Source organism: Pseudomonas sp. zbq_18 (genome assembly GCF_043102245.1).
Taxonomy (GTDB): Bacteria; Pseudomonadota; Gammaproteobacteria; order Pseudomonadales; family Pseudomonadaceae; genus Aquipseudomonas.
Genome location: NZ_JBICIT010000018.1, coordinates 92508 through 104469, shown reverse-complemented (window position 1 = coordinate 104469; position 11962 = coordinate 92508). Strand labels below are relative to the sequence as shown.

At 65.6% G+C, this 11962-nt stretch carries 10 protein-coding genes; 5 read left to right on the top strand and 5 right to left on the bottom strand.

Annotated elements, in window-relative coordinates; all coding sequences use genetic code 11:
* Positions 1–192 precede the first annotated feature (192 nt).
* The 3 genes from ACF8C6_RS15065 to ACF8C6_RS15055 all read left to right on the top strand — a co-directional run bounded on the left by ACF8C6_RS15065 (position 193) and on the right by ACF8C6_RS15055 (position 3297).
* On the top strand, positions 193–1188 hold the full coding sequence (locus tag ACF8C6_RS15065; protein ID WP_392500028.1) for an ABC transporter substrate-binding protein: 996 nt from the start codon (positions 193–195) through the stop codon (positions 1186–1188).
* A gap of 61 nt (positions 1189–1249) precedes the next feature.
* Positions 1250–2113: a proline/glycine betaine ABC transporter permease gene (locus ACF8C6_RS15060; RefSeq protein WP_277688283.1), complete on the top strand. Its 864-nt coding sequence runs from the start codon at positions 1250–1252 to the stop codon at positions 2111–2113.
* Positions 2110–3297: a glycine betaine/L-proline ABC transporter ATP-binding protein gene (locus ACF8C6_RS15055; protein ID WP_392500027.1), complete on the top strand. Its 1188-nt coding sequence runs from the start codon at positions 2110–2112 to the stop codon at positions 3295–3297. Before ACF8C6_RS15060 ends, ACF8C6_RS15055 begins: the two co-directional genes overlap by 4 nt.
* Positions 3298–3429: 132 nt before the next feature.
* On the opposite strand, the gene ACF8C6_RS15050 is transcribed toward ACF8C6_RS15055, so the two are convergent.
* On the bottom strand, positions 3430–5607 hold the full coding sequence (locus ACF8C6_RS15050; RefSeq protein ID WP_392500026.1) for a malate synthase G: 2178 nt from the start codon (positions 5605–5607) through the stop codon (positions 3430–3432).
* Positions 5608–5880: 273 nt separating this feature from the next.
* Here ACF8C6_RS15050 and ACF8C6_RS15045 point away from each other — a divergent pair, with 273 nt between their 5' ends.
* Positions 5881–6324, top strand: coding sequence for a GNAT family N-acetyltransferase (locus ACF8C6_RS15045; RefSeq protein WP_392500025.1), 444 nt, complete (start codon positions 5881–5883; stop codon positions 6322–6324).
* Between the two features lie 46 nt (positions 6325–6370).
* Positions 6371–6889: a glycine cleavage system protein R gene (locus ACF8C6_RS15040; RefSeq protein ID WP_277688287.1), complete on the top strand. Its 519-nt coding sequence runs from the start codon at positions 6371–6373 to the stop codon at positions 6887–6889.
* Positions 6890–7597: 708 nt separating this feature from the next.
* On the opposite strand, the gene rarD is transcribed toward ACF8C6_RS15040, so the two are convergent.
* From rarD to ACF8C6_RS15020, 4 genes are all read right to left on the bottom strand, one after another.
* Positions 7598–8494 carry an EamA family transporter RarD gene (gene rarD, locus ACF8C6_RS15035; RefSeq protein WP_392500024.1) on the bottom strand — a complete coding sequence of 299 codons (897 nt, stop codon included), beginning with the start codon at positions 8492–8494 and terminating at the stop codon, positions 7598–7600.
* A 231-nt stretch (positions 8495–8725) separates the two neighbouring features.
* A complete protein-coding gene (locus tag ACF8C6_RS15030; RefSeq protein ID WP_392500023.1) occupies positions 8726–9040 on the bottom strand; it encodes a hypothetical protein in 315 nt (104 codons plus the stop codon).
* 185 nt (positions 9041–9225) lie between these two features.
* Entirely contained in the window at positions 9226–9699 is a 474-nt protein-coding gene (locus tag ACF8C6_RS15025) for a DUF1348 family protein (protein ID WP_392500022.1), read from the bottom strand.
* Between the two features lie 158 nt (positions 9700–9857).
* Positions 9858–11921 (bottom strand): pyridoxamine 5'-phosphate oxidase family protein, encoded by a 2064-nt coding sequence (locus ACF8C6_RS15020; protein WP_392500021.1) that lies wholly within the window; start codon positions 11919–11921, stop codon positions 9858–9860.
* Positions 11922–11962 lie beyond the last annotated feature (41 nt).

Genomic DNA, 11962 nt, shown 5'->3' with positions numbered 1-11962 from the left:
TCAAAAGGTTTCTGTTGAAACTATTTTTCGTTATCCTGTATGCATGTTCAGCTTTTCCAAAAGCCTCCTCATATCTCGTTTTCGGACGCTCCCGCTTTGGCGTCCTGCTTTCTGTGCGGCCTTGTCCGCACTGTCCACTTCCGCTTCGGCGGTTCCTCTGCCTCGTCTTGAGCACTGCAACTGGAGAACAATATGAAACTCTCTTCCAAGCTGGCCGGCTGTCTGGCCCTGGCCCTCGGCACTTCCTCTTTCGGCGCCTTTGCCGCCGATGCGTGTGAGGTCGATCGCACCATCAATTTCGGCGGCATGAGCTGGGATTCGAACCTGGTCATGGTCGATATCGAGCGCTTCATTCTGGAGAACGGCTACGGCTGCAAGACCCAGGTCCAGGCCGGTGAGTCGGTTGCCATCCTCGCCGGCCTGCAGCGTGGCGATGTCGACGTGATGTCCGAAGTCTGGAGCAACAGCCTGCGCGAGCCATGGGAAAAAGCCCTGAAGACCGGCAAGGTAAAAACGGCCGGCGAGGCCTATCAGGGTGAGGAGGCCTGGTACGTGCCGCGCTACACCGCCGAGCGTTTTCCCGAGTTGAAGGCGGCCAGTGATCTGCCCAAGTTCAAGGACAAGTTCGCCGACCCGGAAGAGCCGGGCAAAGGCCGCTTCTATGGTTGCCCGGCCGGCTGGGGCTGCGATGCCACCGCGCGCAACCTGTTCAAGGCCTTCGAGCTGGGCGAGAGCTTCACCTACTATTCGCCGGGCACTGCCGCCGCTCAGCGTGCGGCCATTACCTCGGCCTACAAGCGCAAGCGCGACATCGTCTTCTACTACTGGGTGCCGACCCCGCTGGTGGGCGAGCTGGACCTGGTCAAGCTGGACATGCCGCCCTACGACGAGGCCGCGCACCAGTGCAACACTTCGGCCGACTGCGCCGATCCCAAGCCCAGCGCCTACCCGCAGAACCCTGTGCTGACCGCGCTTAACAGCGAGTTCAGCCAGCAGGCACCGAAGCTTGCCGCGTTCTTCGCCAAGGTCAATGTGGCGCCGGACGAGCTGAACAAGGTGCTGGCCTGGGCCAATGCCGAAGGTGCCGAGAGCGACGAAACCGCACGCCAGTACCTGCGCGAGTACCCGCAGTCCTGGAGCCAGTGGCTGCCAGAGGATGTGGCCGAGCGCGTCAAACAGGCTCTCTGAGCTGCTGGACAGACGCCAGCCTAAGGCTGGCGTCTGTTGCCCTTCCTGCTAGAGAAATCCTATGTCGAATTCCTTCCCTGAATTGCTCCCCGCGCGGGACATGCGCCAGGCTATCGACCAGTTCGTCGAGCAGCTGGTGACCCAGTACGCGGACAGCCTGGAACGCCTGTCTGCCCCTTTTCTGCACCTGCTGGTATGGCTTGAGCAGCTGTTGCGTGGCGCCCCCTGGTGGCTGGTGGTGCTGGCCGTCGCCGGTCTGGCCTGGCTGGCCAGTCGCCGTATCGGTCTGGCTGTGGCGATGGCCGCGCTGCTCTGCGTGGTCGGGCTGCTCGGCCTGTGGGACCGCGGCATGCAGACCCTGGCCCTGATGATCATGGCCACCGGTCTGTCGGTGGTGATCGGCATTCCCACCGGCATCCTGATGTCGCGCTCGGACTGGCTGCGCAAGCTGATGCTGCCGGTACTCGACGTCATGCAGACCATGCCCGGCTTCGTCTACCTGATTCCGGTGGTGATGCTGTTCGGCCTGGGCAAGATCCCGGCGATCATCGCCACGGTGATCTACGCCGTGCCGCCGCTGATCCGCCTCACCGACCTGGGCATCCGCCTGGTCGATGCCGAAGTGCTGGAGGCCTCGCGCGCCTTCGGTGCCAATGCCCGTCAGCAACTGTTCGGCGTGCAGCTGCCACTGGCCCTGCCGAACATCATGGCCGGCATCAACCAGACCACCATGATGGCCCTGTCGATGGTGGTCATCGCCTCGATGATCGGCGCCCGTGGCCTCGGTCAGGAAGTGCTCTTGGGCATCAACCGTCTGGAAGTCGGCCGTGGCCTGCTGGCCGGTATTGCCATCGTCGCGCTGGCGATCATCTTCGACCGCATTACCCAGGCCTACGGCAAGCGTCAGAGTGGAGAGCGCCCATGAGCAAGATCGAAGTCCGTGGCATCTACAAACTGTTCGGCAAGCAGCCCGAGGCCTGGCTGGACAAGGCCCGCGCCGGCATGAGTAAGGAGCAGATGCTGGCCGAGGGCAAGCATGTGCTGGGCCTGCGCGATATCAGCCTGAGCATCGAGGCCGGCAGCATCTACGTGATCATGGGCCTGTCCGGTTCCGGCAAGTCGACCCTGATCCGCCACTTCAACCGCCTGATCGAGCCGACCGCCGGCGAGATCCTGGTCGATGGCCAGGACGTCATGCAGCTGGCGCCGCGCGAGCTGGAGCGCTTCCGCCAGCGCACCATGAGCATGGTGTTCCAGCGTTTCGGCCTGCTGCCGCATCACAGCGTGCTGGACAACGCCGCCTACGGCCTGAAGATCCAAGGCGTGGCCCGCGCCGAGCGCGAAGCCAAGGCGCGTCACTGGCTGGAGCAGGTCGGCCTGGCCGGCTTCGAACAGCAGTTCCCGCACCAGCTGTCCGGCGGCATGCAGCAACGTGTCGGCCTGGCCCGTGCGCTGGCCACCGACGCCGAAATCCTGCTGATGGACGAGGCCTTTTCCGCGCTCGACCCGCTGATCCGCCGCGAGATGCAGGACCAGCTGCTGGAGCTGCAGGCCAAGCTGAACAAGACCATCGTGTTCATTACCCACGACCTCGACGAAGCCCTGCGCCTGGGCAATCGCATCGCCATCCTCAAGGACGGCGAGTTGGTGCAGGAAGGGACGCCCGAGGACATCCTGCTGCACCCGGCCAACGACTACGTGCAGGCCTTCCTGCAGGACGTCAACCGCGGCAAGGTGCTCACCGTGTCCCATGCCACGCGCGCGGGCAAGCTGACCCTGACCACCCGTACCGAGCCGGCTGCGGCCTTGCAGCGTCTGCAGCAGCAGGGGCTGGATTACGCGCCGGTGCTGGATGGCAAGGCTTTGCGCGGGGTGCTCACCCTGAGTGCGGCGCAGCGGGCCCTGGCCGAGAACGCACGCTCGATTGGCGGTTACCTCGACGATGTCGCCTCGGTGCCCGCCGACACCGGCCTGGACAGCGTACTGGCGCAGATGCTCCAGGCGCGCCAGCCGCTGGCGGTGACCGGCGATGACGGCGAGTTCGTCGGCTGGCTGTCGCGCAGCAAGGTGGTCGAGTTGGTCAGCCCTCCGGAGCAGCCGGCAGAGTAGGTCGCCGGCAGTCCTCGCCTGCAGGTGGGGCTGGCGGCGCCTGTTGGGCTTCGCTGCACTACCAAGCCCGTCGGCATCCGCCGGGCAATAAAAAACCGCCCTCAAGGGCGGTTTTTTCACTGCAGCGGCGCGTTACAGGCCGTTGGCGGCCTTGAACTCGCGGCGGCGGCGGTGCAGCACCGGCTCGGTGTAGCCGTTCGGCTGCTTGGTGCCTTCGACCACCAGTTCCAGGGCGGCCTGGAAGGCGATGTTGCTGTCGAAGTTCGGCGCCAGCGGGCGGTACAGCGGGTCGTTGGCGTTCTGGCGATCCACGACCGGGGCCATGCGCTTGAGGCTCTCGACGATCTGCGCTTCGCTGACGATGCCGTGGCGCAGCCAGTTGGCCAGCAATTGGCTGGAAATACGCAGGGTGGCGCGGTCTTCCATCAGGCCGACATCGTTGATGTCCGGCACCTTGGAGCAGCCGACGCCCTGGTCGATCCAGCGCACCACGTAGCCGAGGATGCCCTGCGAGTTGTTGTCCAGTTCGTTCTGGATTTCCTCGGGCGTCCAGTTGGTGTTCGGTGCCAGCGGGATGGTCAGGATGTCGTCCACCGAGGCCGGGGTGCGCTTGGCCAGTTCGGCCTGACGGGCGAACACGTCGACCTTGTGGTAGTGCAGGGCGTGCAGGGTGGCGGCGGTCGGCGACGGAACCCAGGCGGTGTTGGCGCCGGACAGCGGGTGAGCGACTTTCTGCTCGACCATCGCCGCCATCAGGTCAGGCATGGCCCACATGCCCTTGCCGATCTGCGCGCGGCCCTGCAGGCCGGTGGCCAGGCCGATGTCGACGTTGTTGTTCTCGTAGGCACCGATCCACTTCTCGGACTTCATGGCGGCCTTGCGCACCACGGCGCCGGCTTCCATGGAGGTGTGGATCTCGTCACCGGTGCGGTCGAGGAAGCCGGTGTTGATGAACACCACGCGCTCGCTGGCGGCCTTGATGCACGCCTTGAGGTTGACGGTGGTGCGGCGCTCTTCGTCCATGATGCCGACTTTCAGGGTGTTGCGCGGCAGGCCCAGCACGTCTTCGACGCGGCTGAAGATTTCGCCGGCGAAGGCGACTTCTTCCGGGCCGTGCATCTTCGGCTTCACGATATACACGGAGCCGGTACGGGTGTTCTTGCGGCTGGTGTTGCCATTCAGGTTGTGGATGGCGATCAGGCTGGTGAACAGGCCGTCCTGGATGCCTTCCGGAACTTCGTTGCCGGCGGCATCGAGGATGGCGGGGTTGGTCATCAGGTGGCCGACGTTACGCACGAACAGCAGGCTGCGGCCGTGCAGGGTCAGCTCGGAGCCGTCGACCTTGGTGTAGACGCGGTCCGGGTTCATGGTGCGGGTGAAGGTCTGGCCGCCCTTGCTGACTTCTTCAGCCAGGTCGCCTTTCATCAGGCCCAGCCAGTTGCGGTAGACCACGACCTTGTCGTCGGCATCGACGGCGGCCACGGAGTCTTCGCAGTCCATGATGGTGGTCAGGGCGGCTTCCATCAGCACGTCCTTCACGCCGGCGGCGTCGGTCTGGCCGATCGGGCTGCTGGCGTCGATCTGGATTTCGAAGTGCAGACCGTTGTGCTTGAGCAGCACGGCGACCGGCGCACTCGCTTCACCCTGGAAGCCGATCAGCTGCGCATCGTCGCGCAGTCCGGTGTTGCTGCCGCCCTTGAGGCTGACGACCAGGCGGCCGTCGACGATCTTGTAGGCGGTGGAGTCGACGTGGGAGCCGGCGGCCAGCGGCGCGGCTTCGTCGAGGAAGGCACGGGCGAAGGCGATGACCTTGTCGCCACGGACCTTGTTGTAGCCCTTGCCCTTCTCGGCGCCGCCTTCTTCGCTGATCACGTCGGTGCCGTAGAGGGCGTCGTACAGCGAGCCCCAGCGGGCGTTGGAGGCGTTCAGGGCGAAGCGCGCGTTCATCACCGGCACCACCAGCTGCGGGCCGGCCAGGCGGGCGATCTCTTCGTCGACGTTCTGCGTGGTGGCCTGGAAGTCGGCCGGCTCCGGCAGCAGGTAGCCGATTTCCTGGAGGAAGGCCTTGTAGGCTGCGGCGTCATGGGCCTGGCCTTTGCGCGCCTGGTGCCAGGCGTCGATCTGGGCTTGCAGCTCGTCACGCTTGGCCAGCAGGGCACGGTTCTTCGGGGCCAGATCGTTGATCACGGCTTCGGCGCCGGCCCAGAACGTGTCGGCAGCAATGCCGGTACCGGGAATGGCTTCATTGTTAATGAAGTCGTAAAGGGCTTTGGCGACCTGCAGACCACCAACTTGAACGCGTTCAGTCATTGCTTGCCTCACTCTGCTCAGGACCAGCTCAAAAACCAGGCGGGACGCCATGTAGTTCGAGCCGCGGAATACTACATGAAGCTTCTGGAAAAATCAGTGGAGTTGCGTCGCGGATAGACCGAAAGGCGCATATTAGTCACGTAGCGCCATATATGTTCTCAAATATTTCAATAATTGTTCTAGGTAAATCTATAAACAGTACACAATTTATCTGGCGGCGTTGCTGTGGCGCCGCGTCGCACCGGCTATGCTGTGGTTTTCCGGAGATTCGCCATGTCGATAACCCGTGCTTCAGTTGCCGATCTTGACGCCCTCGTCCCGCTGTTCTGTGGCTATCTGGCGTTCTATCAGCGCGAGCATGACGAGGCCGAGGTGCGTCGCTTCCTCGCGCAGCGTCTGGAGCGGGGCGAGTCGGTGCTGTACCTGGCCCGCGATGACCAGGGTGACGCGCAGGGCTTCGTCCAGCTCTATCCGTTCTTCGCTTCGCTGCAGCTGGCGCCGGCCTGGTTGCTCAGCGACCTGTTCGTCGCGCCGACGGCGCGTCGCCAGGGGCTGGCCGAAGCACTGATGGACAGCGCCCGCGCCCATGCCGAGGCCACGGGTGCCTGCGGTCTGCAACTGGAGACGGCCAAGGACAATTTCGCCGGCCAGACGCTCTACGAAAAGCTTGGCTATGTGCGCGATGAGGTGTTCTATACCTACTGGCTCGCGCTCTGATTCGCTGCGAGCGCGCCTTCTTCCGAACTGCCGCAAGGAGTTACCCGTGGATCATCTGGTTCTCACCGTTATCGCCCCGGATCAGCCGGGCTTGGTCGAACGCATCGCCCAATGCATCGCCGCGCATGGCGGCAACTGGCTGGAAAGCCGCATGTCGCGCATGGCCGGACAGTTCGCCGGCATCCTGCGGGTGGCCGTGCCAAGCGAGAGCCGCGATGAACTGACGGCCGGTCTGCAGGGCCTGAACAGCCAGGGCATTCGCGTGCTGGTGGCCGAAAGTGGTGTGGAGCCGGCCAGCGAGTGGAAGCCGATCCTGCTCGACCTGGTGGGCAATGACCGCCCCGGCATCGTGCGCGATATCACCCGGCTGCTGGCCGAGAATGGCGTCAACCTGGAGCGCCTGAATACCGAAGTCGCGCCGGCGCCGATGAGCAGTGAACTGCTGTTCCATGCCGAGGCGCTGCTGGCGGTGCCGCTGACCCTGTCGCTGGATCAACTGCGCGAGCGTTTGGAGACCCTGGCCGACGACCTGATGGTGGAGCTGAACCTGCGCAGCGAGGATTGACTACAACTATCCCCGTTTTGTGGGGGTGAAGCTGTGGATAGTCTGGGGAGCCCCGGCGCACTGCCTAGTGCCCCGGGGCTTTCTATTGCCTGATCAAAAAAGCCGCATCGTCAGTGGCTTGTGCACAAACGCCGGGGATGGCGCTGTGGATAGTGCGGGGATGGATGGCGCCGGGCCAGGCATGGTGGGGCTCGCCGGCCGTTGCGCGAATTTCGTCCAGCGTTGGGCGGGAGCGGGATATCCCCGAAAGCTGTGGATGAAGCTGTGGGCGAGCTGGGGGACAGCGGCGCCAGCCCAGCGGCAGCGTGGGCTGCGCGCTTTCGTGCAAAAAATCGCCAGGTCGCCGAGCTTGTGCACAGAGGGCGTGGATGACTCTGTGGATAAGGCCGGTATGCACCGTTGAGAGCCTGATGCGCCTAGGCTTCGCCGGTTTTGCGCAGTTTTTGCTCAGCGTTGGCGACTGCGCGGTGGATAACGCCAGCCCCCCCTTGCCGCTGCCGGCTATCCCCGGTTTCTCGGGATAGCCCTGTGCACAAGGTGGGGGCGTCTGGCTGCAGGCCGCGGAAGGCGGTGCCTGGAGCCATCTGAGCAGAAACTGGCCAGCGCCGCCTGGCTTGTGCACAGAGCCTGGGGATCGGCCTGTGGAAAAGCTTGGGAACAACCGCGCCAGCCCAGGAGCGGCGCGGTTTTGTCGGAACTGTTCGTTTTCTAGGCGGTCTGCCCGCGGCGGCGCATGCCCAGCCAGATATCCAGGCTGTAGATAAACAGCGCCGCCCAGATGCAGACGAAGGACAGCAGCTTGCTCGACTCCAGCGTCTCGCCGAACAGCAGCACCGCCTGCAACAGCACCAGGGTCGGGGCGAGGTACTGCAGGAAACCCAGCGTGGTGTAGGGCAGGTGGCGCGCGGCGGCGTTGAAGCACAGCAGCGGCACCAGGGTGATCGGTCCGGCGGCGATCAGCCAGAGCGCCTCGCTGCTGCTCCAGAAGTCGGGCTGGGCGCTGACCGCTGCCGGATGCAGGAGCAGCCAGCCGATCGCCACCGGCAGCAGCAGCCAGGTTTCCACCACCAGCCCCGGCAACGCGGCGACCGGCGCCTGCTTGCGGATCAGGCCGTAGAAGCCGAAGGTCAGCGCCAGCACCAGCGATACCCAGGGCAGGCTGCCGACCTGCCACAGCTGCTGCAGCACGCCAACGGCGGCCAGACCGACCGCGACCCACTGCAGGCGGCGCAGGCGTTCGCCAAGCAGGAGCATGCCGAGCAGCACGTTGATCAGCGGGTTGATGTAGTAGCCCAGGCTGGCCTCCAGCATGCGCCCGTTATTCACCGCCCAGACGTAGACCAGCCAGTTGCTGGCGATCAGCAGGCCGCTGCCGGTGAGCACGGCCAGGCGTTTGGGGTTGTCGCGCAGCTCGCGCCACCAACCGGGGTGTTTCCACAGCGCCAGCAGCAGGGCGCCGAACAGCGCCGACCAGATCGCCCGGTGGGCGATGATCTCCAGCGCAGGCACGGCCTCGATGGCCTTGAAGTAGAGCGGGAACAGGCCCCAGATCAGATAGGCGGCGATGCCGAGGGCGTAGCCGCGGCTGGGGTGGGCAGAGGGCATGGCAGTCCTTGATGGATAGGCGGCTAACAAAAGACTGATGATTCTAGTGCGGGCGCATGAGGTTGTCTGTGTGATCAGCTTTGGTGGCGAGGCGGAGTTTATGCGCCTTATCAGCCCGGCTTTACAGGACTGTACAGGGCCTCCGGACAATCAGTCGAACTCGGTCAGCGGGCATGTGCCTGCCTCGCCACAAGGCCCCGCTCTGGAGGCCTTGCGTGAGCACGCAGGCCATCAGTGCTGGGCACCTCGCGTGCGCAGTTCGACATCCAGGCGGTGGCGACGTACTTCGCGGACCTGCCCCGACGCATCTTCAATCAGGTAGGCTGTGCCGCTCTGGCCCAGCCCCTGCTGGACCTTTTCGCCACTCCAGTAGCCGATCCCGGTCCCGGCCAGCGCGCCGATCGGGCCGCCCGCAGCTCCACCCAGCAGGACGCCTACACCGCTGCCGAACACCTGGCCGACGCGGTTTTCTTCGGTGGTCCCTACGATCTCCGCGGCCTGGGCCAGGGGACTGAGAAGGGCGAGGATGAGCAGAATCTGTTTCATGGGAAGTCTCCGTCATGCAGTTAGGGCAGAAAGCCGACGGAGACAGTCTTCCAGAGGAACTTTCAGGCAAGAATGGCCAGAGAGCGCAGCTGTTAGTTTCAGTAATCGGAATATTCGCTGGCAAACAACCACCAGGTGCCGGCCGGCAAGGGCTCGCAGGACACGGCAGAATGCCCGGTGCGGACTCAAAGGCCCAGCGCACTCAAGCCAGGGTGATCATCCGGACGGCGTCCCAGCGGCCAGTGAAACAGCCGCTGGTCCTCGCGGATCGGCAGGTCATTGATGCTGGCATGGCGTGCCCGCATCAGGCCGTGCTCATCGAACTCCCAGTTCTCGTTGCCGTAGGAGCGATACCACTGGCCGTGTTGATCATGCCACTCGTATGCGAAGCGCACAGCGATGCGGTCACCCGTGTACGCCCAGAGTTCCTTGATCAGGCGGTACTGCTGCTCGCGTTGCCACTTGCCGGCCAGGAAGTCGCGGATCTGCTCGCGGCCATGCGGAAACGCGCTGCGGTTGCGCCATTGGCTGTCGACGCTGTAGGCCTGCGCCACCCGCCCGGGGTCGCGGCTGTTCCAGCCATCCTCGGCCATGCGTACCTTCTGCACGGCAGTTTCATGGGTAAAGGGTGGCAGTGGGGGGCGTGTTTCAGGGGTCATGGAAGGCTCCTTGTGAGAGTAGAGGTTATGGTGCTGGCGGTGATTCGCCACCCCGACGGGATGGGCGATGTCGCGGTCTCGTGACAGGCAGAAAAGCGGCGCTGGCGAGCGCGTGGCGTTGCGTGCTTCGCGGGGGATCATGGTCATCGCGGCGGGCCCTAGAGATCGAGGACCAGCGGCTGCATACCGCCCTGTCCTGCGGCGGGCACGGCGCAGCAGATCAGCGCCTCGCCCTCGGCCGGTCGGTTGGCCGGCGGTTGCGGGTAGGTCACCTGGCCGCTGACGATGCGCGTGCGGCAGGTGCCGCAGGTGCCGCCTCGGCAGCTGAACGCCGGGTTCAGGCCGCGGCTCTCGGCGAGCTCCAGCAGGCTGCCGCTGCCGGGCAGCCAGCGGGCTTCCTTGGCCGAGTGCTCGAACAGCACGGGCACCGGGGTGCTGGCCGCCGGCGGCCAGTCCTGCGCCGGCCCGGCCTGGTCGGGCCGCCGCCTGAGGCTGGAGGGGCCGAAGGTTTCGGCATGCAGGCGGCTGTCGCTGATGTTCAGCTCGCGCAGGCCGTCGTACAGCGCCTGGGTGAACGCGGCAGGCCCGCACAGAACGAAGTCATAGTCGTCGAAGGGCAGCACGGCCTTGAGCAGTTCGACATCGATGCGCCCATGCAGGTCGAAGTCCAGGCCCTCCTGCAGCCCGGCCTCGGGCTGGCTGATGACCCGCAGCCAGTGCAAGGTGTCGCCGTTCTCTTGCTCAAGCGCCTGCAGTTCGCGGGCAAAGGCCAGCTCTGCCCGCTGGCGGGCGCTCTGGATCAGCCAGACCATGCGGTGCCGACGCAGCCGACGATTCTGGTAGGCCACCTCGCGCAGCATGCTCAGCAGCGGGGTGATGCCGACGCCGGCGGCCAGCAGCACCAGCGGCCGGCGCTGCTCGGGGTCGAGCACGAACTGGCCCTGCGCAGCCTTGGCCTCCAGCAGACTGCCGACCCTGACCTGCTCATGCAGGTAGCCGGACGCCAGCCCGTCACGCTTCACGCTGATGCGCAGAAAGCCATCGGACGGTGCGCTGGACAGGCTGTAGGTGCGGATGACCGGGTGCGCCTGCCCGGGAATCGTCAGGCGCAGGGGCAGATGCTGACCCGCCGAGAACGTCGGCCAGCCGCCGGCATCGGCCGGCTCCAGATAGAACGAGCGGATGCTGGCGCTTTCCTCGACCACACGGGTCACCCGCAGGGGCCGCCACTGATCGCGCTGGGCCTTCGCCTGCAGTCGGGCCTCGGCCTGCGCCCAGCTACCGGTCATCAGGCTGTTGGGCGAGTAACTCTGGAAATCCCAGCGCAGCGCCAGCGCGCCGCGTCGGCGGACCACCTGCTCGACCTCCAGGTGCCAGAGCCGCTCGGCGCCCTGGAAGGCACGGATTTCCTCACCTTCCAGGGTCAGCTCGGTGCGCCCGCTGAGCTGCAGCAGATCGCCGGTGGCGAAGTCGATGAACAGCAGGCCGGCCTGCGGGTTGAGCAGCAGGTTGCCGAGGGTGTTGAAGTGCAGGTTGCCGGCAAAGTCCGGGATGCTCAGGCGGTTGCCCTGCACCCGCACGAAACCGGTCTGACCGCCGCGGTGGGAAACGTCCACCGCCGGCCGGCCATCCTCCAGGGTGACGTAGCTGGCGACGAAGAAGGTGTCGGCGCCGGCAATCATCTGCCGTGCCGGCTCATCCAGATGGTCCAGCCGCTCGGCCACCACCGCCGGCTGCGACTGGCTGACAGGCAGCAGGTGCTGGCGCAGCTGGATGTATTGCGGGCAGTTGCCGAAGGCCTGATCCACGGCGATGCCCAGGCCCTGCGCGTCACGTCCGACCACCTGGCCGTTCAGGCGATTGCGCCGGCGGGTATGCAGCTCGATGCCGAGCAGGCCCACGGCCGCGCCCTCCTGCAGCGCCTGCGTCGCCGGGTCGCCCGCGCCGAGCGCGCGCTCCAGCCGCAACAGGCGTGGCTCAGGCGAATGGGCAAAGCCCGGCGGGCCCTCGAGGATGCTGGCCCAGGGGCGCCCCTCGGCGTCCACCGAGCCCAGCAGCACGAACGGCAGTTGCCGGTAGAAGTCGCGATGCTGGTCGGGCATGTGGTCGCGGATCATCCGCTGGCCAAGTGTCTCCATGCGTTCGGCCACGCCCGCGCGTTCCTGCAGTTGCTTCTCGCCAGGATGCCAGAGGGACGGAGCGCTTCGGGTCGGCGTGGCCATGAGCGGCGATCTACCAGAGCAGCGAGAAGGCGCCGGCCGGC